Genomic DNA, 25,045 nt, shown 5'->3' with positions numbered 1-25,045 from the left:
TGAACCCTCTGCAACGGCGCGCGCAATTTCGAGCGACGTCAGGGAGCTATACCGGGAGTGCGGCGCGTTCGGCTTGGGGCACGCGCTACACCGATTTGGACTGATCGACACAAGTCCGACGATTGCCATTCAGTGTGATCGCTTTGCCACATCGGCAGGCGCCTCAGTCCGGAGCCCGCGTCGCATCAAGCAGCGCTAGAGCGCCGCGCCATCCGAATTGGAGGCAGCATGAAAGTCCTTTGAACGCTGCGACATTTCCTGCGACAAAAGGACCGCCGGGCGATCTTACACTTACGGAGCGGTGCGTTGGATAGTGGCGACGAATTGATCGCATTGGAGCTGTCGAGCTCCGCCTTTGCCCAGCGCGACAGGATCGAAGCCTTTCATCAGATCTACGGCCGTGAAATTCTCAAGCTGGAGATCGAGCCGTTGCCGGACGCGGCCCTTCAGATCGACATGAAGCTGCGGGCGTTGCCCGGAATGTCCGTCGCGGCCGCGACCGTTTCTCCGATTTTCTGTCGCCACACCGAAGCGATGATTGACAACGACGATCCCGTGATTGTGTTCAACCTCGATGGTGCGGCCATCCACAATCAAAATGGCCACGAGACGCATCTCGGTCCGGGCGAGGCGGCCCTGACCACGAATGGATTGCCGGGAACCGCGACCAATTACACGACGAGGCGCGTGGTCACTTGGCGGATCAGCCGCGCGCTGATTGCGCCTCTGGTCAGCAACTTCGATGACGCCGTCGGCAGACCGCTCGACAAACAGAATCCAGCGCTGTCGCTCTTCCTGGACTATCTCGGCATCGTCAATGAGAGACAGACGCTCGCGAACGCCGCAATGCGGCGGGCCGTCGTGAACCATATGCTCGATCTCGGCGCGCTGTTGCTGGGTGCCAGGCCGGATGCCGCCGAGATGGCGAACATGCGCGGCCTTGCAGCCGCCAGAATGCGGAGCATCAAGGCCCACATTCGTGCGCAATCCGGCAATCCCGGGCTGAGCCTGGACTCTGTGGCTGCCAAGCAGGGCATTTCGAAATCCTATGTCCGACGGCTGTTCGAGACCGAAGGTACGAGCTTCACCGAGTTCGTCCTCAGCCAGCGGCTCGCCTCGGCCTACAAGATGCTGACGGATGTCAGCCTCGCAGGCCGCTCGATCAGCGACATCGCGCACCGGTCCGGCTTCAACGACATCTCATATTTCAATCGGACCTTTCGCCGTGTCTATGGCGCGTCCCCGTCGGAGATCCGCGCCCGCAAATGAGCTGCGGACGATCGGCCGCTCGCTCCGCTCCAGGATTTCCAAACTGGAATTGCATCCCGATGATGCGCAACACGGTCGCTGCCGAAGACCAGCTCCGTCGTGCTTTGCGACGACAAGGCCGACGACGATGGCGCCATGTGCCCAATGCGCAATCCAAATCTCGCTCGGAATAAACCAATCAGTAGGAATTGCTCCGTCCCTATTTTCCCGGCTCTGATTTGTTCTTTGAGAACGAAGTGGAGTCAGATCCAGAACGAAGGCTGACGGGCGTGGGCAAGCTCTATGTTTGAGCGCGGTAGCCGCGCCTGACGCGGTGCGGATCCAACTGTGACCTGGTCCGCGGCTGCCTCTGCTCAGCCGATCACATCGATATCCTGTGTGGCGATTTGCATTGCGTTGCACAATCGTGACGTTGGCCTCCACGCGCAGCATTGAGGTTCCCGAGAGGACCACCATATGCTCTGCAAGGGAGCACTGCCGTGCAGACCATGAAGGCGGCCCTCGTTGCGGCGATTGGCGCCGTGGTTTTGATCTGCGGCCTCCGTCCCAGTCCAGCGGAGGAGAACAGCCGCCTTGCACTGGTGGTTTCGATCGACGGGGCCATTGGCCCCGCGTCGGCCAACTACGTGAAAGAGGCGTTGGCCAAGGCAAGCGAACGGCGTGCCGAGGTGGTGCTTCTGAGAATGAACACTCCCGGCGGTCTCAACTCCAGCATGCGCGAGATCATTGCCGATGTGCTGGCCTCGCCGATTCCTGTCGTTGGCTACGTCGCTCCCTCCGGCGCCCACGCGGCGAGCGCGGGGACCTATATCCTTTATGCGACCCACGTCGCAGCGATGGCGCCGGGCACCAATATCGGCGCTGCGACGCCGGTGCAGATTGGCGGGCCGCTGCCGGGGCTGCCGGGCGGTGCGCCGGACAAGGGCGGCAAGGACAAGAAGGACGGCGACCAGCAGAGCGAGCCGAAAGATGCCATGACGGCAAAGGCGACCAATGATGCGGTTGCTTTCATTCGCAGCCTTGCGGAGCTGCGCCATCGCAATGCGGACTGGGCGGAAAAGGCGGTCCGTGAGGCTGCCACGCTCTCCGCCAACGGCGCGCTGGAGGCACATGCCACCGATCTCGTCGCGCGCGATCAGGCTGAATTGCTGAGGCAGCTCGATGGCCGTGAGGTGGAGGTTGCAGGCGGCAAGACGCAGCGCCTCGCGACAAAGGATGCCGTGGTTGAAGCCCTCGACCCCGGACGGATATCCCGCCTTCTGGCGGTCATCACCGATCCCAACGTGGCGTTCATTCTCCTGATGGTCGGCATCTACGGCCTGATCTTCGAGTTCATGTCCCCCGGAGCCGTCGCCCCTGGAGTCGTCGGCGCGATCTGTCTGCTGATCGGCCTCTATGCGCTCAATTTGCTGCCGATCAGCTATGCCGGCCTGGCCTTGATGCTGGTCGGCATCGTGCTTCTCACCATCGAAGCCTTCAATCCGACCGTGGTGATCGGCCTTGGAGGGATCATCGCCTTCGTGCTGGGAGCGCTGATGCTCTTCAGGGTCGAGGCGCCCGGCTATCACCTGTCATGGTGGGTGATCGGCATCACCGCGGCTGTGTTCGTCGGCTTTGCGCTCGTCGTGCTTGGTTCGCTTCGGCGCGCCGCCAAAGCTCCCGAACGGGTCGGTGTGCAGGCCATGCGAGGCTTACCCGCCGAAGTCCTCGATTGGAACGGGAGCGAAGGTCATGTCTTTGCCCATGGCGAGCGCTGGCAGGCGCGCGGCGCCGAAACGTTCAAGCCCGGAGAGACGGTCGAGGTCACCAACGTCATCGACCTGACGCTGCTGATACGGCGCGCACCAGCCGGCGAGGGAGGTCCATCATGATGCTGGAATACATGACTTATGCGGCGCTTGCGCTGCTTGTCATCATGTTTCTATCCCAGGCTATTCGAATTCTGCGCGAATACGAGCGTGGCGTCATCTTTACGCTCGGGCGCTTTACCGGCGTGAAGGGCCCGGGCCTCATCCTCCTCGTTCCGATCGTGCAGCAACTCGTCAAGGTCGACCTCCGGGTGATGGTGCAGGTCGTGCCGCCGCAGGACGTGATTTCGCGGGACAACGTCTCCGTCAAGGTCAACGCCGTTCTGTACTTCCGCATCGTCGATCCCGAGCGCGCCATCATCAAGGTCGGCGATTACATGGCCGCCACCAGCCAGCTCGCGCAAACGACGCTTCGCTCGGTGCTCGGTAAGCACGAGCTCGACGAGATGCTTGCCGAGCGCGACAGGTTGAACGCCGATATCCAGGAGATCCTCGACAAGCAGACCGACGTCTGGGGCATCAAGGTGACCGGCATAGAGATCAAGGACGTCGATATCAACGAGACCATGGTGCGCGCGATTGCCAAGCAGGCCGAGGCGGAGCGGTTGCGGCGGGCCAAGGTGATCAACGCGATGGGCGAAGAGCAGGCTGCCGAAAAGCTCGTCGAGGCCGGCCGGATTCTCGCGCAGGAGCCTCAGGCGATGCAGTTGCGTTACTTCGCGGCCCTGCACGACATCGCGGGGGAACGGTCGTCGACCATCGTCTTTCCGCTGCCGACGGGATTGCTCGACCATTTGATGTCGCGGGGGGAGACGACGTGATTTCTCCCGCTCTGTCGGGGCGGCGGCATCGATCGCGAGGTCGTAGTCGCGGCCAGGAGGACATGGGTGGAGCGAAGGGTGCGCTGTCGTCTCAGGGGCGCCGTGGGTCAAGCTCGTCAGGGCAGCTAGATGGTCTTCGATGAACGAGATCCAGGTGACCGTTCCTGGTGTGGTCGTGCTGAACGGAGAGCGAGCGCGGTTTGAAATCGCCAGCGGCAATTTCCGCCTGATCGTCGCATTCGCATTCAAGCATCAAATCGCGTTTATCAAGTTCATCGGTGCACATGCCGAATATGACAAGATCGATGCGCTGACGGTTGCGATGTACTGAGGAGGCCGTCCTATTCGGACAGAAGCAGACTACGATGCCGCTGTTGCCGAGATTGAGCGGCTCTGGGGTGCGGAGCCCGGGACTGATGATGGCGACAAGATCGATATCCTGGCAACGCTTGTCGAGAAATACGAGGCCGCGCGTTGGCCGGTCGACACGTCGCGTCTCGATCCCATTGATATGTTGAAATATTTGATTGATGAGGGAGGACACACCCAGGCAGAACTTGCGGAGCTGTTGGGCTCTCGCTCACGTGCGTCCGAGATATTGAACAGGAGGCGCGCGCTCACCGTGGAGATGATCTTTCGGATCGGCGAAGCTTGGAAAGTGCCTGCCGAGCTATTGATCAAACCGTATCGTCTGGACGCCGCATAGCTTGTCGCGGAGAGTTTTACCTGTCCCACGATAAGCGTCCCCACGCTCCACCCATTCTACAGGTCAATGAACATGTCGGACAGGACCGACTCACAAGCAAGCCTGCTCGGAACGCGTGCGACGTTTGTATGAATGTTAGCGCGTTTGTGTTGGCTTCTGTCATCACGGTCGAGGCGATGTATATCCAGCACGCGGACCTGGGCACGTAGTCGCTGGCGACATTCTCTTTTGTTTCGTTCCTGTCATTGCCATGTTTGTCATCAGGAGCGAACCGTTCTCCTTTTTCTATCTGCTGGCTCATCTTGGCATTTCGATCGGGCTGTTCTCGGGCGCGCTAGGGGTCTTTGCTGGCACCGTCAAATTGAGCAAAGCGCATAATCCACTCTTCCTTCTCGTATTATTCACAATGCTGACGATTGTCTGCGTGGCCGCGTATGTAGTAGTTGCTCTGATTAAGCTGACCTTTTCGAATCTTTCGTCGGAGCGCGCGCGGCGTAGGTGGATTCGCCGAACACGTAGTCCGTCGCTCCCATTGCGGTTAACGGGTCGTGCAGCTGCGGCGATGGATTCGCAAGACTTCAACCCACCGCAGGAGCCCTCAAACGAAAAGGCGCTCCCATCGGAGCGCCTTTTGCTTGTCGTGTAGAGTTCGAGCCGCCTAGCCCGAATAATACATCTCGAACTCGACCGGATGTGGGGTCATCTCGAAGCGTTCGACTTCGGTCATCTTCAGCTCGATATAGGCGTCGATGAAGTCGTCGTCGAACACGCCGCCGTTCTTGAGGAAGCCGCGGTCCTTGTCGAGGTTTTCCAGCGCCTCGCGAAGCGAGCCGCAGACCGTCGGGATCTGCTTCAGCTCTTCCTTCGGCAGGTCGTAGAGGTCCTTGTCCATTGCCGGGCCCGGATCGAGCTTGTTCTTGATGCCGTCGAGGCCGGCCATCAGCATCGCGGCGAAGCCGAGATAGGGATTGGCGAGCGGATCGGGGAAGCGCACCTCGACGCGCTTGGCCTTCGGCGAAGCGGTGTAGGGGATGCGGCAGGAGGCCGAGCGGTTGCGCGCGGAGTAGGCGAGCAGCACGGGAGCCTCATAGCCCGGGACCAGACGCTTGTAGGAGTTGGTCGAGGGGTTGGTGAAGGCGTTGATCGCCTTGGCGTGCTTGATGATGCCGCCGATGTAGTGCAGGCAGGTTTCCGACAGGTCGGCGTATTTGTTGCCGGCGAACACCGGCTTGCCGTCCTTCCAGATCGACTGGTGCACGTGCATGCCCGAGCCGTTGTCGCCATAGACCGGCTTCGGCATGAAGGTGGCGGTCTTGCCGTAGATGTGCGCGACCTGGTGGATGCAGTACTTGTAGATCTGCAAGTGGTCTGCCATCAGCGTCAGCGTGTCGAACTTCATGCCGAGCTCGTGCTGGGCGGAGGCGACCTCGTGATGGTGCTTTTCGACCTTGACGCCCATCTTGGCCATGGCGCCGAGCATTTCGGAACGCATGTCCTGCACCGAGTCCTGCGGCGGCACCGGGAAGTAGCCGGCTTTGGTGCGGACGCGGTGGCCGAGATTGCCGCCTTCATATTCGGTGTCGGAGTTGATCGGCAGCTCCGACGAATCGAGCCGGAAACCGGTGTTGTAGGGGGTGGCCGAATAACGCACATCGTCGAACACGAAGAACTCGGCTTCGGGGCCGACGAACACGCTGTCGCCCACGCCCATCGACTTCACCATGGCCTCGGCCTTCTTGGCGATGCCGCGGGGGTCGCGGTTGTAGGGCTCGCCGGTGGTCGGCTCGAGCACGTCGCAGGTGATGACCATCGTGGTTTCGGCGAAGAACGGATCGATCGTCGCGGTCACCGGATCGGGCATCAGGCACATGTCGGATTCGTTGATCGCCTTCCAGCCGGCAATCGAGGAGCCGTCGAACATCGTCCCTTCGGCGAAAATGTCCTCATCGATCATGCTGACGTCGAACGTCACATGCTGCCACTTGCCGCGCGGATCGGTGAAGCGCAGGTCGACGTATTTGACGTCGTTGTCCTTGATCGATTTCAGGACGTCTTTGGCGGTCTTCATGCATACCCCTTTTGGCTCTGCGGGTCGGTTTCCAGGTGAGCAGATTTGTTCTCGCTTTCGGCGAGTTGGCGCAACCGCACAAACGAAATCAGGCCGCCGAAGCAGCCTTTTTTCTTTCAGAGTGTCGCAAAATTCGGGATAGCACCCGGCTCAGATAGCGTCCAGCCCGGATTCGCCGGTCCGGATGCGGATCGCCTCTTCGATATTGGAGACGAAGATTTTTCCGTCGCCGATGCGGCCGGTCTGCGCGGCTCGGCGGATCGCGTCGATTGCGCGCTCGACCAGATCGTCGCCGATCACGATCTCGATCTTCACCTTGGGCAGGAAGTCGACGATGTATTCTGCGCCGCGGTAAAGCTCGGCATGACCCTTCTGCCGGCCGAAGCCCTTCGCCTCGGTGACGGTGATGCCTTGAAGGCCGACTTCCTGAAGCGCTTCCTTCACCTCGTCGAGCTTGAATGGCTTGATGATGGCTTCGATTTTCTTCACTGCGCGCCTCCCGGTCTTTCGATCAAATAGCAACGTCTTCGTCAGGATGCGCTTTTCTCACGCACGATATTGTCTTCGCTATGCCGGGATCCCTGACCAGTCCGGCAACAACGGCCGGCCACACCCTGATAATTGCCAGTGAGCACGACAAACCGAAGCGGCTTCCTCGAAAGCAGGGTCTATGCCAAGTTGCAAATGCCCTGATTACTGGAGCGTTATCAGCCTTTTACGAGCATCTCTGATAGATTGCGCCGACCGGCCCAAAATACCGAAGACTACGAAATAGGCAAACGGTTCAATATGTGTGCAGAAAGCTGTTCCGGGCGTCCGATCAGCACCGAATATGCCTGTTGAAGAGGCGTTTGTACCAGGGAAGTGGCATGGAAGTACTGACCAACGCCGAAATGCAGCGTGCCGACCAGCTCAGCATTGCCGCCGGCACACCCGGCTTCAAGTTGATGCTCAGCGCAGGTCAGGCGGTCGCCGAGACCGCCAATGCGCTGGTGGAGGATGGCCCGATCCTGATCGTGGCCGGCCCCGGCAATAACGGCGGCGACGGGTTTGTCGCAGCCGCCGAGCTCGCCGCACAGGGGCGCGAGGTCTCGGTGATCCTGATGTGCGAGCGCGACCAGCTCCAGGGCGATGCGGCGTCCGCCGCGCGCGGCTGGAAGCATCCCGTGCTGCCGTTCAACCCGCAGGCGATCGGAAGACCCGCGCTGATCATCGATGCCCTGTTCGGTGCCGGCCTCAGCCGGAGCGTCGATGGCGAGGCGCGCGAGATGATCGAGGCGATCAACGCCAACGGCGCCCCGGTGCTCGCCGTCGATCTGCCGAGCGGCATCAACGGCACCAGCGCCGCCGTGCTCGGTGTGGCGGTCAACGCCACCGAGACCGTCACCTTCTTCCGCAAGAAGCCGGCGCATCTGTTGCTCCCGGGCCGGATGCATTGCGGCCGCGTGCGCGTCGCCGACATCGGCATCGAGGCGCCGGTGCTGGACGAGATCAGGCCGCAAGTCTTCGAGAACGATCCGGACTTCTGGGGCACCGCCTTTCCGGTGCCGCGCATCGACGGCCACAAATACGCGCGCGGCCATGTGCTGGCGGTCTCGGGCGATGCCGCCGCGACCGGCGCGGCGCGGCTTGCCGCGCGCGGGGCGCTGCGCGCCGGTGCGGGCCTAGTGACGCTGGCAACCCCGCGCGAGGCGCTCGCGATCAACGCGAGCGCGCTGACCGCAGTAATGGTCCGCCCGGTCGACACCGCGATCGAGTTCGGCGAGCTGCTCGGCGACCAGCGCTACAACACCTGCATGATCGGCCCCGGCGCGGGAATCGGCGATCGCACCTGCGATCTCGTCCGCACCGCGCTGAGCGCGCAGCGGCGTCTGGTGCTGGACGCCGATGCGCTGACGAGCTTTGCGGCCAATCCCGAGCGGTTGTTCGAATCGATCAAGTCCTCCCAGGACAATGCGGTGGTGCTGACGCCGCATGAAGGCGAATTCCCGCGCCTGTTCTCCGATCTCAGCAACAAGCATCCGGGCCGTTCCAAGCTCGAGCGCGTGCGTGCCGCCGCCGCGCGATCCGGCGCGGTCGTGCTGCTGAAGGGCCCGGACACCACGGTCGCCGCGCCCGACGGCCGCGCGACCATCGCCGCCAACGCGCCGCCCTGGCTCGCCACGGCCGGTGCCGGCGACGTGCTCGCCGGCATCATCGCAGGACTGCTGGCGCAGGGCGTGCCGGCCTTCGAAGCCGCCAGCATCGGCGTGTGGATGCATGGCGAGGCGGCCAGCGAGGCGGGGCCGGGGCTCATTGCGGAGGATTTGACCGAGACGCTGCCGGCCGTGCACCGGCGCATCTATGATGCGCTCGGGGTGGAGTACTGAGCCTTTAGGTCGGATGGGTAGAGCAAAGCGAAACCCATCATCTCAAATCTTGGCGCGATGGCGATGGGTTCGCTCTGCCATCCTACAAAAGCTCACTCCACCTCGTACCACCGCACGAGCCGCGGCGCGGCCCAGTCGGTCGCGACGGATTCAAGCAACCATCGTCCGGGCGAGGTCGCGGCGAAGGCGATGCGCTGGGTCTGGCCGGGTTCGATCGCGAGCGTGTCGAGCCAGTAAGGCTTCCAGCCGTCGTCGAGCTTGTCGAGCAGACGGAAGGGATGGCCGTGCAGGTGGAAGACGGTCGCGATGGGGGCGGGGTTCTTCAGGGCCAGCGCGACGGTGCGGCCGGTCTTGGCGCGGAAGGCGGGGGCCGAGGCGGTGGAGAAGTTTGCAGGCTTGATCCAGCCGGCCTCGGCTGCGCCGAGCGCGACATCGAACCGCAGGGCACCCTTCAGGTCGAGCTTCTCGGGGAGATCGTTCGACGGGAGGGGCTGGGGCGATGACAGCGCCGCTCGCCGGTCCAGTCGGCCTGATATTTTGAGGATGCCCACCTGACGCGCCTCTTTGCCGTCATGCAGCAGGAAGGCGGCCGATGTGGCCGTATCCACAAACGTATCGGCACGTCCGCCCGGGGCGAGCACGAGGGCGCCGTTGCGCGCGGGGAACGGCTCGGCCGGCTGGCCGTCAAGGGCCATCACCCGGACTTCATGGCTTTCCAATTTGATCGCCAGAACAGAGCGTTGTGAGCCGTTGATAAAGCGCAGCCGTAGCCGCTCATTGGCCGCGGCTGATAGTTCGAATGAAGTCGTTCCATTGATCGTATAGAAGGGCGTCGCGCCGCCGGGGTCGCGGCCCGGCGGAAGCGCAGTCCCGTCCGGCCGCAGGCGCCATTCCTCGATCAGGAGGACCACGTCACGATCGACGGCGATCCGGCTCGGTTCGGCGGCGATGATCGGAAGTGGACGCGCGGGCTGCTTCTGGACATCTTCGAAGAGCCGAAAGTCGGCCAGCAGGGTTCCCGCATGAGCTATTGAAATAATTGACGTTTCTGTCGTGTCCGGTGCCGGCGGCGCGCGACCCCTGAGCGGATCGGCCCCCATCGGGGCATTGAGGCCGTACCAGACGGGCGCAAGCGGCACTGGCAGGTCATTCCGGAACACCACTTGGCAATTGTCGAAACGCTTGAGACGTACGTCTCCAAGGTGGCTTACCGCGGCCAGTTCCCAAATTGGTGTAGCCGGCTGCTCCGGCCTGAGAGCCAATGTTGCCGCTCTGGCCTGAAGCGCGAGCTGGGCGGTCACGAGCGGGCCGGCGCCGCCGGCGAACAGCCCGGCCGCCGAGGCGCCGAGTGAGGCGCCAATTGAGGCGCCGAGCCCGGCCAGAACGTCGCGCCGATCGGGGGCAGATATCCGGGTTTTCATGCGCGATCCGGATCATGCCGCGCTGGATAAGTCCAGCCATCGTGCCTACGTAAAGCTTGCCTCCATCAGGCCATTTTTTTGCTGCGAACGATCAGGCACATGGTATAAGCCCGGCCGCCCGCGGCATCGCGGCCGGTCTTGATGCAAATTCACGCGGGCGTGGCGGAACTGGTAGACGCGCTGGATTTAGGTTCCAGTGACGAAAGTTGTGGGGGTTCGAGTCCCTCCGCCCGCACCAAGCGCTTATCGCGTTTGCACGGATTGCGAGGACCTGCTTCTCGTGGACGTTTGTCTGCGAAAGGCCGGTCCGATGAACCACCGGCGTTGAGGCATTCGCCTTGCGCCGGATCGATTAATGACAGCGTCTCGGCGCGCAATGTGCCGGGACCGAACGAAAAGAAGATTGTACGCCATGCAGGTCACAGAAACCCTCTCGGAAGGTTTGAAGCACGAGTTCAAGATCAGCGTTCCCGCGTCTGATCTCGACGCCAAGGCCGGCGCCAAGCTCGTCGATCTCAAGGACAAGGTCCGCATCAACGGCTTCCGTCCCGGCAAGGTGCCGGTCACGCACCTGAAGAAGGTCTATGGCCGCTCCGTGATGGCCGAGACCATCGACCAGACCATCCGCGACACCAACACGCAGCTGTTCTCCGAGCGCGGCTTCCGCCTTGCGACCGAGCCGAAGATCACCATGCCGACCGAGCAGGCCGAGGTCGAGGAGCTGCTGAGCGGCAAGACCGATCTGACCTACACGGTCGCGATCGAGGTGGTGCCGTCGATCGCGCTCGCCGACTTCAAGAGCTTCCAGGTCGAGAAGCCCGTGGCCGAGGTCTCCGATGCCGACGTCGACGAGGCGATCAAGCGCATCGCCGATTCCAACCGCACCTATGCCGCCAAGGGCGAGGGCGCCAAGGCCGCCTCGGGCGACCGCGTCACGATCAACTTCAAGGGCACCATCAACGGCGAAGCCTTCGAGGGCGGCACCGGCGAGGGCATCCAGGTCGTGATCGGCTCGAACACCTTCATCCCCGGCTTCGAGGAGCAGCTCATCGGCATCGGTGCCAATGAGACGCGCACGCTGAAGGTGTCATTCCCCAAGAACTACATGAACGACAAGCTCGCCGGCCAGCCGGCCGAGTTCGAGACAACCGCGACGCTGATCGAGTCGCCCCAGGATCTCGCGATCGACGACGAGTTCGCCAAGACGCTCGGCCTTGAGTCGCTCGACAAGCTGAAGGAAGCCGCGCGCGAGCGTCTGGCTGCCGAGTTCGCGACCGCGACGCGCCAGCGCGTCAAGCGCGCGCTGCTCGACCGGCTCGACGAGGCGCATCGCTTCGAGGCTCCCCCCTCGCTCGTCGAGGAGGAGTTCAACCTGATGTGGAACTCGGTCAAGGCCGAGATGGACTCCGCCGGCAAGACTTTTGCCGACGAGAACACCACCGAGGAGAAGGCGAAGGAAGAGTACCACAAGATCGCCGACCGCCGCGTGCGCCTCGGCCTCGTGCTCTCCGAGATCGGCGAGAAGAACAAGATCACCGTGACCGACGACGAGGTCGGCCGCGCCGTGATCGAGCGTGCCCGCCAGATGCCCGGCCGCGAAAAGGAAGTCTGGGATTTCTATCGCAACAACGCCCAGGCATTGGCCCAGCTTCGTGCGCCGATCTATGAGGACAAGGTCGTCGACTTCATCCTCGAGCTCGCCAACGTGACCGAGAAGAAGGTCTCGCGTGAGGACCTGTACAAGGACGACGAGGCGGAAAAGACCGCCGCCTGAAGGCTCTGGAGCATTTTCGAGCGAAGTGGATCCCGGTCCGTTCCGATTCCACTCGCAATGGGATTTTGGAACAGCCTTCTATTAAGGATGATCAGCGAAGGGGCCCAGCTAGCCAGATGGTCGGCTGCGCCTCTTTGCGCGAATCAGCTTCAACTGCCTGATTGATTAGGCCTTAATTCGTTCGGGACTTGTCTGGCACGAATTGGGCTATATCTGTCGCTAGCTCTTCTACGAAAGTTCCTGCATCACGGGACGTCCATCGGCCTTCCGGCATATCCAGTCTAAACTGGCAGCCAAGACTGGCGATGTTCGCCTCTCAAACACCCTAGGTGACTCATGCGCGATCCGGTTGAAACCTACATGAACCTCGTGCCCATGGTGGTCGAGCAGACCAACCGTGGCGAGCGCGCCTACGACATTTTCTCGCGCCTTCTGAAGGAGCGCATCATCTTCGTGACCGGCCCGGTCGAGGACGGCATGTCGACGCTGATCGTCGCGCAGCTGCTGTTCCTTGAGGCGGAAAATCCGAAGAAGGAAATCTCGATGTACATCAACTCGCCGGGCGGCGTGGTGACGTCGGGCCTTGCGATCTACGACACCATGCAGTTCATCCGTCCGCCGGTCTCCACGCTCTGCACCGGCCAGGCGGCCTCGATGGGCTCGCTGCTGCTCGCCGCCGGCGAGAAGGACATGCGCTTCTCGCTGCCGAACGCGCGCATCATGGTGCATCAGCCCTCCGGCGGCTTCCAGGGCCAGGCCACCGATATCATGCTGCACGCTCAGGAGATCCTGAACCTGAAGAAGCGGCTCAACGAGATCTACGTGAAGCACACCGGCCAGACCTACAAGTCGATCGAGGACGCGCTGGAGCGCGACAAGTTCCTGACCGCGAACGACGCCAAGGAGTTCGGCCTGGTCGACAAGGTCATCGACAAGCGCGCCGAGGAGCCGGCGCCGGCGAAGGCCCCGTAACACTACCGGGCCGCAAGGGAGATCCCCGGGTGAATCCCCTGGGGATCGCGGGCACCGTCAAGGCGGTGTTGACGTTGAGGACGTTTGTGCGCGTCGCAAAAGCGCTGTTTTGCGCGCTGCGATGGGCGCAAAGTTCCGCTTTCGTGCTTGTTTTCGTGGCAATCCAGCAACGCCGGGGTGATTTCCATCACTTCGCTCGTGCCAAGACCGGAAATCACGGTATTGTCACGGGTAGCCGGCGACCCCCGATTAGCGAATTCTTGATAGTCGGGTGACAGCATGGTTGGCTACGCATGATCGGCTATGATCGCGGGAGAATCGAGTGACCGTGATTCGCACGGGATGTAGCGCATAGGGTCTTTTTTGGTACGGAATTTGCTCTATTTGAACTTCATACCGGCCATTCGTGCCGGAAATGGAGCGATCGAGCGAGACGATCGAACCGCGGACGGAGACATGAATGAGTAAGGTTGGCACGAGCGACTCCAAGAACACGCTATATTGCTCGTTCTGCGGCAAGAGCCAGCACGAAGTCCGCAAACTGATCGCGGGTCCCACGGTCTTCATCTGCGACGAGTGCGTCGAGCTCTGCATGGACATCATCCGCGAGGAGAACAAGTCCTCGCTCGTGAAGTCGCGCGACGGCATTCCGACGCCGAAGGAAATCTGCAAGGTGCTGGACGACTACGTGATCGGCCAGAGCCATGCGAAGAAGGTCCTCTCGGTCGCGGTGCACAACCACTACAAGCGCCTCAACCACCAGACCAAGCACAACGACGTCGAGCTCGCGAAGTCGAACATCCTGCTGATCGGCCCGACCGGCTCGGGCAAGACGCTGCTCGCGCAGACGCTCGCCCGCATCCTGGACGTGCCGTTCACGATGGCGGATGCGACCACGCTGACCGAAGCCGGCTATGTCGGCGAGGACGTCGAGAACATCATCCTCAAGCTGCTTCAGGCCGCCGACTACAACGTCGAGCGCGCCCAGCGCGGCATCGTCTACATCGACGAAATCGACAAGATCAGCCGCAAGTCCGACAATCCCTCGATCACGCGTGATGTGTCGGGTGAGGGCGTGCAGCAGGCGCTGCTCAAGATCATGGAAGGCACGGTGGCTTCGGTCCCGCCGCAGGGCGGCCGCAAGCATCCGCAGCAGGAATTCCTGCAGGTGGATACCACCAACATCCTGTTCATCTGCGGCGGCGCCTTCGCCGGTCTCGAGAAGATCATCTCGGCGCGCGGCCGGTCGACCTCGATCGGCTTCGGTGCCCAGGTGCTCGCGCCGGAGGACCGCCGCACCGGCGAGATCTTCCGTCACGTCGAGCCTGAGGACCTGCTGAAGTACGGCCTCATCCCCGAATTCGTCGGGCGCCTGCCCGTCGTGGCGACGCTGGAGGATCTGGACGAGACCTCGCTGAAGAAGATCCTGACCGAGCCGAAGAACGCGCTGGTGAAACAGTACCAGCGGCTGTTCGAGATGGAGAACATCGAGCTGACCTTCGCCGACGAGGCGCTTGGCGCGGTTGCCCGCAAGGCGATCGAGCGCAAGACCGGCGCGCGCGGCCTGCGCTCGATCCTCGAGGCGATCCTGCTCGAGACCATGTTCGACCTGCCGGGCCTGGAAGGTGTGGAAGAAGTCGTGATTTCGCGCGAAGTCGTGGAAGGCACGGCCCGTCCGCTCTACATCTACGCCGATCGCTCCGATCGCGCGGTCGAGAACGCCAGCGCCTAAATTGCGGCGCTGGAACGCTCCGAACGTCTCATCAGTTGAGGGCTGCGGAAGCTTTCTCCGCAGTCCATGTTGCGTCGCTTACATGTGTGCGTAAGCGCCTGATGGCGCGCGTATTTCAGTGACTTGACACCCCCCGGGTCGATAGCCACCTAATGTCGGCGGCGAGCGAGAATTCCGTGCAAGATTCGCCGCTGTTCCGATCCGGCAAGCCTGGTCCAACCTGCGAATGGTAGACCGGTTCTGTCGATCACCTCGGCACCTTGTGGCGGTTGCGCATAAGCCGGCGGGCTGCGTGCAAGGGGGCAAAGCAAAAGGAAAAGGCCATGACTAATCCAAAACCGCGGCCAACCATCGTCCATGGCGAAGCGCACGCTTATCCCGTGCTGCCGCTGCGCGATATCGTCGTCTTCCCGCACATGATCGTGCCGCTCTTCGTCGGTCGCGAGAAGTCGATCCGCGCGCTCGAAGAGGTGATGAAGAACGATGCTCTGATCATGCTGGCGACGCAGAAGAACGCGTCCGACGATGATCCGGCGCCCGATGCCATTTACGAGACCGGTACGCTTGCCAGCGTGCTCCAGCTCTTGAAGCTTCCGGACGGCACCGTGAAGGTGCTGGTCGAAGGGCTCGAGCGTGCGCGCGTGCAGAAATACACCGATCGCGCCGATTACTACGAAGCCACCGCCGTCGCGCTCGCCGACACCGATGCGAAGTCGGTCGAGGCCGAGGCGCTGGCGCGCTCGGTCGTGTCCGACTTCGAGAGCTATGTGAAGCTCAACAAGAAGATCTCGGCCGAGGTCGTCGGCGTCGTGCAGGCGATCACCGATTTCGCCAAGCTCGCCGACACCGTTGCTTCGCATCTCGCCGTCAAGATCGCGGACCGCCAGGGCATCCTGGAGACGCTGTCGGTGACCACGCGCCTCGAGAAGGTGCTGGGCCTGATGGAGAGCGAGATCTCGGTGCTGCAGGTCGAGAAGCGCATCCGCTCGCGCGTCAAGCGCCAGATGGAGAAGACCCAGCGCGAGTATTATCTCAACGAGCAGATGAAGGCGATCCAGAAGGAACTCGGCGACGACGATGGTCGCGACGAGCTCGCCGACCTCGAAGAGAAGATCTCCAAGACCAAGCTCTCCAAGGAAGCGCGCGAGAAAGCGCAGCATGAATTGAAGAAGCTGCGCCAGATGTCGCCGATGTCCGCGGAAGCGACGGTGGTGCGCAACTATCTGGATTGGCTGCTGTCGATCCCGTGGAACAAGAAGTCCAAGGTGAAGAAGGATCTGGAGGCGGCGCAAGCCATCCTGGACTCCGATCACTACGGTCTGGAGAAGGTCAAGGAGCGCATCGTCGAGTATCTTGCCGTGCAGTCGCGCGCCAACAAACTGACTGGGCCGATCCTGTGCCTGGTCGGGCCTCCCGGCGTCGGCAAGACCTCGCTCGGCAAGTCGATCGCGAAGGCGACGGGGCGCGAATTCGTGCGCGTCTCGCTCGGCGGCGTGCGCGACGAGGCCGAGATCCGCGGTCACCGCCGCACCTATATCGGCTCGATGCCCGGCAAGATCATCCAGTCGATGCGCAAGGCCAAATCGTCCAATCCGCTGTTCCTGCTGGACGAGATCGACAAGATGGGCGCCGACTTCCGCGGCGATCCGTCCTCGGCTTTGCTCGAGGTTCTCGACCCCGAGCAGAACGGGACGTTCAACGACCACTATCTCGAGGTCGACTACGATCTCTCCAACGTGATGTTCATCACGACCGCGAATACGCTCAATATTCCGGGCCCGCTGATGGACCGCATGGAGATCATCCGGATCGCGGGCTACACCGAGAACGAGAAGGTCGAGATCTCGCGCAAGCATCTGATCCCGAACGCGGTGTCCAAGCACGGTCTGGACTCCAAGGAGTTCTCGATCGACGACGACGCGCTCCTGCTGCTGATCCGCCGCTACACCCGCGAAGCGGGCGTGCGTAACCTGGAGCGTGAGCTCTCCACACTGGCCCGCAAGGCGGTGAAGGAGCTGATGATCTCCAAGAAGAAGTCGGTCAAGGTCACCGAGAAGACTCTGGAAGAGCTTCTGGGCGTGCCGAAGTACCGCTTCGGCGAGATCGAGAGCGAGCCGCAGGTCGGCATCGTCACCGGCCTTGCCTGGACCGATGTCGGCGGCGAGCTGCTGACGATCGAAGGCGTCATGATGCCTGGCAAGGGCAAGATGACCGTCACGGGCAACCTGCGTGACGTCATGAAGGAGTCGATCTCGGCGGCGGCGTCCTACGTCCGCTCCCGCGCGATCAACTACGGCGTCGAACCGCCGCTGTTCGACCGGCGCGACATCCACGTGCACGTGCCGGAGGGCGCGACGCCGAAGGATGGTCCGTCCGCGGGCGTGGCGATGGCCACCGCGATCATCTCGGTCATGACCGGCATCCCGGTCCGCCACGATGTCGCGATGACCGGCGAGATCACGCTGCGCGGCCGCGTGCTGCCGATCGGCGGCCTCAAGGAGAAGCTGCTGGCTGCGGCCCGCGGCGGCATCAAGACGGTGCTGATCCCCGAGGACAACGCCAAGGATCTCACGGAGATTTCCGATGCGATCAAGGGCGGCATGGAGATCATCCCGGTCTCCCGCCTCGACGACGTCGTCGCCAAGGCGCTGGTCAAGAAGCCGGTGCCGATCGTCTGGGAAGAGGACACCAAGGTGACCGTGAAGCCGGAGGGCGATGAGGCCGCCGGCGGCCTGACCGCTCACTAACGTTCAACGAAAGATGATAAAACGGCGCCGTCGGGCGCCGTTTTTGTTGTGTGCCGAGTATGAACGACAGCTTGGAGGTGGAAGTCCTCTATCCAGCCTGATGGCGGCGAAGGATTAGCGAAGCGCAAGGGCGTCACCGCGAGGTGGGGTCTGAAGAAAGCGTGGAGCAAAGCCGCGGCCCGATGGACAAACACCGGATAACGAGGCCTACCCGGCCGGACGAGCGAGCAACTGATCGCGAAGTCCAGGGTCATCAAGGGTCGGGGTGGTAAATTCGGCGGGCGCGCGGTGAAGGCGGTCGGTCTTACCTCGGGAGGTCTGCGTTGTGTCCCGGCAACGGGACTGAGGTCGTCGTAAGGCGGCCCGACCGCAGCGCAGAAGTCAGCTGAGGGCATAGTAGGTGGCGTGTGCCGCCGAAGGCCCGAACGGTGGAAGTGGTTAGTAGAGCAACGATCTCGCGCGAGCCATGCGGCAGAAGAATCAGGTCGAACTGAACTTGGGCACCGGAGCAGGCGGTGAAGCCGCAAGCTCCGCCGCCGGAGAGACCGAAGCAAGCGCGGTGAGAGCCAGCCTCGAACGCCCGGCGGTCGCAGGACCGTCGATGGAAGTAGTCGTCGAGCGTGAGAATCTGCAAGCAGCATTGGCGCAAGTGAAGCGCAACAAGGGTGCGGCAGGCGTCGATGGGATGACCGTCGGCGAGCTATCGGCCTATCTGAAGGAGCACTGGCTCACGATCCGCGCCCAGTTGCTTGACGGCACCTATAAGCCACAGCCGGTGCGGCGGGTGGAGATACCGAAGGCGTCGGGCGGCCTGCGGCCGCTCGGCATCCCGACGGTGCTCGACCGCTTCATCCAGCAGGCGGTGATGCAGGTGTTGCAGGCAGATTGGGACGGAACGTTCTCCGAGGCGAGCTTCGGCTTCCGGCCGACCCGCTCGGCGCATCAGGCGGTGGAACGGGCGCAGACCTACATCGCATCCGGTTACGCCGTCGTCGTCGACATCGATCTGGAAAAGTTCTTCGACCGGGTCAACCACGACATCCTGATGGGGCTCATTGCCAAACGGGTCGCTGACAAGCGCCTCCTCAAGCTCATCCGTGGCTTCTTGACTGCGGGTGTGATGGAGGCAGGGCTGGTCAGCCCGACGGAGGAGGGTACGCCGCAAGGCGGACCGCTCTCGCCGCTGTTGTCGAACCTGATGCTGGATGTGCTGGACAAGGAACTGGAGAAACGCGGCCATCGCTTCGTGCGCTACGCCGACGACTGCAATATCTATGTACGCAGTCAGAAGGCGGGCGAGCGGGTGTTGGCCGGCCTCGAACGGTTCCTCGAAAAGCACCTCAAGCTCAAGATCAACAAGGCCAAGAGTGCGGTCGCCAAACCGAGCGTTCGCAAGTTCCTGGGCTTCAGCTTTACCGGCGGAAGTGAACCACCGCGACGGCGCATCGCGCCGCAGGCGCTCGCCCGCTTCAAGGTAAAAGTTCTGGAGCTGACGCGACGCACGTGCGGTCGAAGCCTCGTGCAGATTACCAAGGAGCTGTCAGCCTACCTGATCGGGTGGCGCGGCTACTTCGGCTTCTGCCAAACCCCGTCGGTGTTGCGCGTGCTTGACCGGTGGATCAGGCGGCGGCTGCGCGCCGTCGTCTGGAAGCAATGGAAGTATGGACCCGCTCGCTTCGCCGAGCTGCGACGCCGTGGCGTCGGCCGGGATCTGGCAGCGCAAACTGCCGGCGCCCCGCATGGCCCTTGGCGGCTCGCGAACAGCCCCGCGCTTGCCATTGCTCTGCCAAACAGCTTCTTCGCTTCGCTCGGCTTGGCTTCCGTCACGGGACAGTGGCCTGCATAATCCGCCGAACCGCCGTATACGGACCCGTATGTACGGTGGTGTGGGAGGGGAGGAGTCGCGAGACTCCCCCCTATCCCGATTTGAGGATTGGTCATGCAGGTCGACGGACAGTGCCATTGCGGGAAGATCACGTTTGAAGCCGAGGTTGATCCCGACGCGATCTCGGTCTGTCATTGCACCGACTGCCAGACGCTGACCGGCTCGCCGTTCCGGGTCACCGCGATCTGCACCAGGGCCGACGTCAGGCTCACCGGCGGTACCCCCAAAGTCTACGGGAAGCGCGGCGACAACGGCCGGGTGCGCTTCCAGCACTTCTGCGCCGATTGCGGGTCCCCGCTGTTCACCAGCGGCGAGGGCGACCAGGCCGACGACTGGGGCATCCGCTGGGGCAGCATCCGCCAGCGCGATCAATTGCGTCCTGTCAGGCAGATCTGGTGCCAGTCGGCGGCGGTGTGGATCGACGCCGTGCCGCTGCTGCCGGGAAGGCCGCAGGATTGAGGCTCCTCGTTGGGACTGGGGTCTTGCCCGTTCGGGGCCCGTAGGGCTAAAGAGGCGGCGAGGGCGGTTAGCTCAGCTGGTTAGAGCATCTCGTTTACACCGAGAGGGTCCGCGGTTCGAATCCGTGACCGCCCACCACTACTTAGCAGGTTTTTGGGGTGTCGTCCCGACAGTTTCCCCGACAGAAACCCTAGCCAGACTGCGCTATCGGGACGACGTTGCTGGGTTTCTTGGGCTGCTGCCGCGACCTGTTGAGCGCATTGACCGCGTTTGATTGGAAGTCTGGGTGGTGATGACCGTACACCTCCTCAAACATCTTCATCGTGATCCCGAAGAATCCGCAGATTTCGTGTGGGGGAACACCCAATTGCGCCTGCCAGGTAATAGCGGTGTGGCGGAGGATGTGTGGGCTGACGTCCTTTAGCTTGGCCTCCCTGACAAGGCTGGTGAAGCCCTTGGAGACGCGCTTGATGGCCTCGCCGTGCCACTCAATCAGGGAATGGGAAATAAGCCCCTTGGCTTTCCAGCGCCGCATGTGGGCCAGCAAACGAGGCGGGACGCGGACAGATGGCTGACGCTTGTTGGTTTTCTTTTTGCCGATCGCGCGCCGATAAAACACACCGCGCTCCAGGTCGACCCAGCCACGGCCCTCTGTGGGCTCTAGCGCGGCCCCACAAATGGCCCCAGACCGCGTGCCCGTGTACAGGCCAACTAGGATGAAGTGCGCCAGATGCTTGGCTCTGCTGCGCCCAAGGGCCTCCCCACGGTCCTCCCGGAGGCGCCACGCGGTCCATAGCAATTTGGCCGCTTCTTGACGGGTAAGCCAACGCTCGCGGGCCTCCCCTTTGTCGGGCAGGACCACGGGTGTGAGGGCGGCACACAGGCCAAGCTCCCAGTGATGGCGAACAGCGGCGCGCAAGTCTTCAAGCTCTCGCCTGGCCGCTGCTTGTTTGCCGCGTGCCGATACATAGGCGAGACAAGAACCCTTATTCAGGTCAGAGAGCTTCTTGCCGCTGAAGTGCTTGATGATGCGGGTTAGTCTGTCGATTGTTTCGGTGGGGCGAGCGTGACCGCTAGCCTTGTCCTCCGCATAAATATCGCAGACCGTCTTAATCAGAACGTTCGCGGGATCTTTGTCTTTTACGCGCGGCGTTTTTCTGAGGTTGAGGTATTCTGTGAAGCAGTCGATAGCTTCTTGCGGAGCGCTTCCATTTTGGATGTCTCCGATACCTGTACTGCGCTTAACCGCCCCGTCTCTGATACACCAAACTGCGGGCTCAAGGACTTTGCCGCTACTGTCGCGCCTAGCCGGCTGGAGCCACAAACGGGGGCCTTTTGCTGGACGCGGCATAATTTCCTCATTTCTTCAATGGCTGCTAGGGTGGTGTAATCCTTACCTGCAATCCGCTCAATTACAAGTCGTCCTTTATCGGCTTCACGTCGGAGTCCGCTTGCAGTCATGCCGCCATGCGGAAACGCAAATTTCGCCGCTACAGATAACCGTAGCGGCGCGCCTGGAGCAGGCACATTATCATTTGCGGGCGTCATGCAGCTTTTTCAATCAGACTATTGTCGTTGGCGGCCAATATCGCTGGCACCCTAAGTTTGCGCGCGGCGGCCCTTCTGCGTAGCGCCTCAGCTGCAAGCTCATGCTCGTCGCGATCGTAGTGCTGAGTCATTTGAATGTCGGAATGCTTGGCCGCGTGACGCATGAATTCCAACGGCACGGCGGCCTTGATGCCTTCAGAGATTCCTCCAGATCGCGAGTGCATATTTTTGACGGCCTTTGGCACCTCAGCTATATGTTCATCGTGAATGTGCGAAAGGATGGGGCGCGGCTCTCGACCCTCCATGGCATCGAACAACCGATACCAAGCCAGCCGCTCGTCGTAGTTTTTGCTTTGCGGATCGAGACATCCCATCGCGCTTTGAATACAGCGCATTAGGCGCTCGACCTGAGGCGGCCTATAGACCCTCGTCGGCGGCACGCTGGATCGTATTGACCGGGTTTTGGAGGATAAGGAGTCGCGAGCGGCCTTTATCCGAGAGGCCGTAGAGCGCGAGCTAAAGCGGCGCGAGCGCAAAGCTTAGCCCTCACCCTGTCGTACATGGGAAAGATGAGCGGGGCTGTTGTTCGCCAATGCAACCCGCTGAGCGCAATCGCGATTCCGCAGAAAGTCCCAAGCTTGTCGCGTCCAGAGCGCATCAGCCAGAGCGTTGTGCTCGGTGGATGTCTGCTCGGGCAGCTTGGGATTGCCGAGATAATCGCAAAGCTGCTTCACGTCGCGGCAGTACATCGGCCAGCCGCTCGGGAGATCCATCATCGTGCCGTAGAGTTGGCAGAGCGCCACCCAATCGTAGTCGGCGTAGTAGGCCCAGAACTCGGGCTTTTGGCCGCCAACGAATGACAGGATGTTATTGGCAATAACCTTGCGCGTTCCCTGGTGGTAGTGCTTGCCGGACAGGTGAGAGAGGACGTTTTCAACAACCCACGGACTCGCGCGCGAGTGGTCACATTCCGTGTTCTCGAAATACAGGGTCGCGCCGTCCTCGCGCACCATGCCAATGCTGATGAGGTCGATTGTCTTGCCGTCCTCAATGAACTCGGTATCAAACCAGATTTTCATGACTTGTCCTCAGATTGAAGCACTTGCGGAGGATGAGCGCGGGCATATTCGCGCTTGTATGTTTCCTGACACCTGCGCAAATCGGCCTCCAGCTTGTCGTGAAGCTCGCGCATCGGCTTAACGATGGCGTCGCGACGCTCGATCAGCCTGACATGACGAGGGTGAAAATGACCTCGGTATTGGCCGTGGTAGCTTTCGATCTTGAACTTGATATCGACGATCGCGTGAATGTAGCCGTCGCAAGCTCCGAGCAACCGCGTTAGAGCCTCGTCCGTCCAAATCGGGAGTTCCGCAGGCTTCGGGTTACGCCGCGCCATCGGTGCCTCCGAGCATTGTCGATGGGTGCTTCCGCCCGCGCTCGCGGATGGTTGCCGCGCAGAGCTGGGCGGCCTCCATCTTATCGAGCGCCGCAGCTTTGCTGTTTGGGTCAACGTGCTCAGCAGCACGGCGGGATGCGTTTATTGCAACCGTGTCGCAGAGCTTCGCGCAATGCTCGACCACATCCTCGACCTGAGCGTCACGTTCATTGATCTGGCGGCGAAGGTCGCCAATCATCGTCTGGTATTTCCAGATGATCTTACGCGCCAAGTCGGGTGTGAAGTCAGCATCGTCATCGGGAATCGCGGGAAGATCGCTCATTTTAGCCTCGCAAGAAGTCGGTCCATTTGCTTGAAGTTGAGGCGCACGTCTTGGAAGCGGCGGCGCTGGTACTCAATCAGTTCGAGGACGTCGGAAATATCCCCCGCGCCGCTCTCTGCCGGAGTGCGAGAGGCTAGAGCGGCGCGCACCTCATTCTCAAACTCGCGGACCAAGCGCATCGCGCTCGACGCCGCTACGTTGCGGCACGTCTCCATAGTCATCATGTCGCCAGCCACAACAGCCGCGTCCTGCTGACGAAGGGCCTTCGCCATCCGGTCGAACCATTCGGCCGCGCCCCAGCGGTCAACGTTCTCGCTGAAGAAGTCGAGGGGCCGCTCTGTCGCCCCTTGGGCAGACTCGACCGTTGCCGGAGAGTGAGGACGTAAACACCCGTTCTGTCGGCACGCCGCCTGTGAAGTGCAACAGTTGCAAGCTTCTTGGGTAGGCTCTGCCGCTGCTGGTGTCCGGCAGTTAGTTTGGAGCTCGTGCAGCACGCTACGGATGGCGTCCACAAGCATTTCTTGTTCGCCTTCACTTGGCTTGTAGTCGCCGCACTCCCAGCGAAACTCATAGTCGGCAACATAGCCCTCAACGTCAAATGCTGCTGCCGTGCGTTCCACGGCAGCCGCCTCCGGCGTCGAGTCGGCGTGCTCCTTTGTGCACCCAAGGCCACACCCGCCGCTGCAGTTCGGATAGGACGGGCACTGTGCGCCGTGGAATGAGTGCTCTCGTTCGGTTGGAGAACGACAGTCTGCGATCTTCGCTTCGAGAGCCGCGATGTGTTCCCGCATCATCTGCTCTTTCGACTTGTGGCACTTGCAGTTGTCGCCGGATGGTTCGCCGTCATAGGGGCATTGGACGTCCGCGCAGAAGTGCTGGAAGTCATGGGCTGTCGTTTGTTGGGCATGTGTTCGGATGTCTTCGGTCATGGCTCAGCCCTCGTTGTAAGCGTTGACGGCATCGGTTGGGCTTTGCCCGGTGTAGACCACCACCCCGCCGACCGTGACGCGAAACTGGCGATGCGTGCTGAATTCGAGCGCCTTGGTGCCGTGGTTGTTGCAGGCGGAGCTGGCGTAGCGCTCCCATCTTTCGGCTTCGAGATGGGCGATCAAATCATCACGGGTTATGGTGTGCCGGCTCATGATCTAACCTCCTCCGGTGACACTGCCTGGATGCACTTGCGCTGCACGGCACCGGCCCAATCGCGCATGATCTCTGCGGTCTTCTGAGGCCCAACGCCCCCGAGCAGGAAGGCCACGATAGCCGACAGCATCTCTGCCGACGTTTCGCTGGCGCGTTCCGGGCCATGCATCTGAGCGAGCCCCATCAGGCGCTCCATCGTCGGCATGTCAGGATCTGGAAATACGTTCATTGCCCCCCCTCCGTTGCTCGCCATCACTGCGTCCATGTGCGACAGCTAGGCGCGCTTGATCGCGTCGATGGCGGCGTCAAACTTGCCCATGATGGCGTCGGGGGAGAGATCTGCGAGCGTGTCCGCTTCTAGCTCGGAGCGGTATCGACACCAGGCAGAGCGGAACGCGGTTGCCTCCGGCTCACTGATCCAGATGCCATTCTCCCAGATGTCGTGCTCGAAATTCCATTTCGTGTGCTTGGTCACGACCATGATGCCCGGAATGGTGTGCTTGTCCCATTTCTCGATGTGCTGGACATCGGCGAGAGGGACGATGACGGATGAGCCGCTGTAGATGCTTTCGGTAACGGTATGCATTTCAATTTCCCCTTTAAAA

26 protein-coding genes and 2 tRNA genes are annotated in these 25,045 nt (G+C 61.9%); 15 read left to right on the top strand and 13 right to left on the bottom strand.

Features of this window, described 5'->3' with window-relative positions; genetic code table 11:
- Positions 1-306 precede the first annotated feature (306 nt).
- The 5 genes from AC5V87_RS23390 to AC5V87_RS23370 all read left to right on the top strand — a co-directional run bounded on the left by AC5V87_RS23390 (position 307) and on the right by AC5V87_RS23370 (position 4,604).
- Positions 307-1,269 (top strand): AraC family transcriptional regulator, encoded by a 963-nt coding sequence (locus tag AC5V87_RS23390; RefSeq protein WP_495367913.1) that lies wholly within the window; start codon positions 307-309, stop codon positions 1,267-1,269.
- Between the two features lie 479 nt (positions 1,270-1,748).
- Positions 1,749-3,140: an NfeD family protein gene (locus AC5V87_RS23385; RefSeq protein WP_495367912.1), complete on the top strand. Its 1,392-nt coding sequence runs from the start codon at positions 1,749-1,751 to the stop codon at positions 3,138-3,140.
- Positions 3,137-3,898 (top strand): slipin family protein, encoded by a 762-nt coding sequence (locus tag AC5V87_RS23380; protein ID WP_495367911.1) that lies wholly within the window; start codon positions 3,137-3,139, stop codon positions 3,896-3,898. Before AC5V87_RS23385 ends, AC5V87_RS23380 begins: the two co-directional genes overlap by 4 nt.
- Before the next feature lie 139 nt (positions 3,899-4,037).
- Positions 4,038-4,229, top strand: coding sequence for a type II toxin-antitoxin system HigB family toxin (locus AC5V87_RS23375; RefSeq protein ID WP_495367910.1), 192 nt, complete (start codon positions 4,038-4,040; stop codon positions 4,227-4,229).
- Positions 4,230-4,409: 180 nt separating this feature from the next.
- Positions 4,410-4,604 (top strand): helix-turn-helix domain-containing protein, encoded by a 195-nt coding sequence (locus AC5V87_RS23370; RefSeq protein ID WP_495367909.1) that lies wholly within the window; start codon positions 4,410-4,412, stop codon positions 4,602-4,604.
- Between the two features lie 658 nt (positions 4,605-5,262).
- Here AC5V87_RS23370 and glnA read toward each other — a convergent pair.
- Positions 5,263-6,672 carry a type I glutamate--ammonia ligase gene (gene glnA / locus AC5V87_RS23365; protein ID WP_456838163.1) on the bottom strand — a complete coding sequence of 470 codons (1,410 nt, stop codon included), beginning with the start codon at positions 6,670-6,672 and terminating at the stop codon, positions 5,263-5,265.
- A 150-nt stretch (positions 6,673-6,822) separates the two neighbouring features.
- Positions 6,823-7,161 (bottom strand): P-II family nitrogen regulator, encoded by a 339-nt coding sequence (locus AC5V87_RS23360; protein ID WP_007603495.1) that lies wholly within the window; start codon positions 7,159-7,161, stop codon positions 6,823-6,825.
- Between the two features lie 380 nt (positions 7,162-7,541).
- Between AC5V87_RS23360 and AC5V87_RS23355 the strand changes: the two genes are divergently transcribed.
- Positions 7,542-9,041, top strand: coding sequence for an NAD(P)H-hydrate dehydratase (locus AC5V87_RS23355; protein ID WP_456838164.1), 1,500 nt, complete (start codon positions 7,542-7,544; stop codon positions 9,039-9,041).
- A gap of 92 nt (positions 9,042-9,133) precedes the next feature.
- On the opposite strand, the gene AC5V87_RS23350 is transcribed toward AC5V87_RS23355, so the two are convergent.
- Positions 9,134-10,462: a multicopper oxidase family protein gene (locus AC5V87_RS23350; RefSeq protein WP_456838165.1), complete on the bottom strand. Its 1,329-nt coding sequence runs from the start codon at positions 10,460-10,462 to the stop codon at positions 9,134-9,136.
- A 153-nt stretch (positions 10,463-10,615) separates the two neighbouring features.
- Here AC5V87_RS23350 and AC5V87_RS23345 point away from each other — a divergent pair.
- The 3 genes from AC5V87_RS23345 to AC5V87_RS23335 all read left to right on the top strand — a co-directional run bounded on the left by AC5V87_RS23345 (position 10,616) and on the right by AC5V87_RS23335 (position 13,208).
- Positions 10,616-10,700: transfer RNA gene (locus tag AC5V87_RS23345), tRNA-Leu, on the top strand.
- A 174-nt stretch (positions 10,701-10,874) separates the two neighbouring features.
- Positions 10,875-12,236 (top strand): trigger factor, encoded by a 1,362-nt coding sequence (gene tig / locus AC5V87_RS23340; protein WP_456838166.1) that lies wholly within the window; start codon positions 10,875-10,877, stop codon positions 12,234-12,236.
- Between the two features lie 336 nt (positions 12,237-12,572).
- Complete coding sequence (locus AC5V87_RS23335; RefSeq protein WP_027559514.1) at positions 12,573-13,208, top strand: ATP-dependent Clp protease proteolytic subunit; 636 nt, start codon at positions 12,573-12,575, stop codon at positions 13,206-13,208.
- 2 nt (positions 13,209-13,210) lie between these two features.
- Here the strand turns inward: AC5V87_RS23335 and AC5V87_RS23330 are convergent, their stop codons facing one another.
- Positions 13,211-13,489, bottom strand: a complete 279-nt coding sequence (locus AC5V87_RS23330; RefSeq protein WP_456838167.1) for a hypothetical protein — start codon at positions 13,487-13,489, stop codon at positions 13,211-13,213.
- A 179-nt stretch (positions 13,490-13,668) separates the two neighbouring features.
- Between AC5V87_RS23330 and clpX the strand changes: the two genes are divergently transcribed.
- The 5 genes from clpX to AC5V87_RS23305 all read left to right on the top strand — a co-directional run bounded on the left by clpX (position 13,669) and on the right by AC5V87_RS23305 (position 20,169).
- Positions 13,669-14,940: an ATP-dependent Clp protease ATP-binding subunit ClpX gene (gene clpX, locus AC5V87_RS23325; protein ID WP_008547851.1), complete on the top strand. Its 1,272-nt coding sequence runs from the start codon at positions 13,669-13,671 to the stop codon at positions 14,938-14,940.
- Between the two features lie 323 nt (positions 14,941-15,263).
- Complete coding sequence (gene lon / locus AC5V87_RS23320; RefSeq protein WP_456838168.1) at positions 15,264-17,687, top strand: endopeptidase La; 2,424 nt, start codon at positions 15,264-15,266, stop codon at positions 17,685-17,687.
- Positions 17,688-18,153: 466 nt separating this feature from the next.
- Positions 18,154-19,533, top strand: a complete 1,380-nt coding sequence (gene ltrA / locus AC5V87_RS23315; RefSeq protein ID WP_456837647.1) for a group II intron reverse transcriptase/maturase — start codon at positions 18,154-18,156, stop codon at positions 19,531-19,533.
- A 93-nt stretch (positions 19,534-19,626) separates the two neighbouring features.
- Entirely contained in the window at positions 19,627-20,031 is a 405-nt protein-coding gene (locus AC5V87_RS23310; protein ID WP_456838169.1) for a GFA family protein, read from the top strand.
- 61 nt (positions 20,032-20,092) lie between these two features.
- Positions 20,093-20,169, top strand: a tRNA-Val gene (locus AC5V87_RS23305).
- Positions 20,170-20,221: 52 nt separating this feature from the next.
- Here AC5V87_RS23305 and AC5V87_RS23300 read toward each other — a convergent pair.
- Both AC5V87_RS23300 and AC5V87_RS23295 read right to left on the bottom strand, forming a co-directional pair.
- Complete coding sequence (locus AC5V87_RS23300) at positions 20,222-21,382, bottom strand: tyrosine-type recombinase/integrase (RefSeq protein WP_495367908.1); 1,161 nt, start codon at positions 21,380-21,382, stop codon at positions 20,222-20,224.
- 193 nt (positions 21,383-21,575) lie between these two features.
- A complete protein-coding gene (locus tag AC5V87_RS23295; RefSeq protein WP_495367907.1) occupies positions 21,576-21,974 on the bottom strand; it encodes a hypothetical protein in 399 nt (132 codons plus the stop codon).
- Positions 21,975-22,041: 67 nt separating this feature from the next.
- On the opposite strand from AC5V87_RS23295, the gene AC5V87_RS23290 reads away from it, so the two are divergent.
- Entirely contained in the window at positions 22,042-22,122 is an 81-nt protein-coding gene (locus AC5V87_RS23290; protein ID WP_495371934.1) for a hypothetical protein, read from the top strand.
- Here AC5V87_RS23290 and AC5V87_RS23285 read toward each other — a convergent pair.
- From AC5V87_RS23285 to AC5V87_RS23255, 7 genes are read right to left on the bottom strand one after another with little or no spacing between them, the layout of a single operon-like run.
- Positions 22,119-22,658 (bottom strand): 3'-5' exoribonuclease domain-containing protein, encoded by a 540-nt coding sequence (locus AC5V87_RS23285; RefSeq protein ID WP_495367906.1) that lies wholly within the window; start codon positions 22,656-22,658, stop codon positions 22,119-22,121. The genes AC5V87_RS23290 and AC5V87_RS23285 overlap by 4 nt on opposite strands.
- The gene (locus AC5V87_RS23280; RefSeq protein WP_495367905.1) at positions 22,655-22,975 is read right to left on the bottom strand and encodes a hypothetical protein; all 321 of its coding nucleotides are present in this window, start codon (positions 22,973-22,975) and stop codon (positions 22,655-22,657) included. Before AC5V87_RS23280 ends, AC5V87_RS23285 begins: the two co-directional genes overlap by 4 nt.
- The gene (locus AC5V87_RS23275) at positions 22,962-23,297 is read right to left on the bottom strand and encodes a hypothetical protein (RefSeq protein ID WP_495367904.1); all 336 of its coding nucleotides are present in this window, start codon (positions 23,295-23,297) and stop codon (positions 22,962-22,964) included. The genes AC5V87_RS23280 and AC5V87_RS23275 overlap by 14 nt, the downstream gene beginning before the upstream one ends.
- Complete coding sequence (locus AC5V87_RS23270) at positions 23,294-24,226, bottom strand: hypothetical protein (RefSeq protein WP_495367903.1); 933 nt, start codon at positions 24,224-24,226, stop codon at positions 23,294-23,296. The genes AC5V87_RS23275 and AC5V87_RS23270 overlap by 4 nt, the downstream gene beginning before the upstream one ends.
- 3 nt (positions 24,227-24,229) lie before the next feature.
- Complete coding sequence (locus tag AC5V87_RS23265; RefSeq protein WP_495367902.1) at positions 24,230-24,439, bottom strand: hypothetical protein; 210 nt, start codon at positions 24,437-24,439, stop codon at positions 24,230-24,232.
- Entirely contained in the window at positions 24,436-24,669 is a 234-nt protein-coding gene (locus tag AC5V87_RS23260; protein ID WP_495367901.1) for a hypothetical protein, read from the bottom strand. The genes AC5V87_RS23265 and AC5V87_RS23260 overlap by 4 nt, the downstream gene beginning before the upstream one ends.
- 45 nt (positions 24,670-24,714) lie before the next feature.
- Positions 24,715-25,026, bottom strand: coding sequence for a hypothetical protein (locus AC5V87_RS23255; RefSeq protein ID WP_495367900.1), 312 nt, complete (start codon positions 25,024-25,026; stop codon positions 24,715-24,717).
- Positions 25,027-25,045 lie beyond the last annotated feature (19 nt).

The organism is Bradyrhizobium sp. SOJA106, from assembly GCF_059448745.1.
This window is presented reverse-complemented; position numbering and strand designations above follow the sequence as displayed.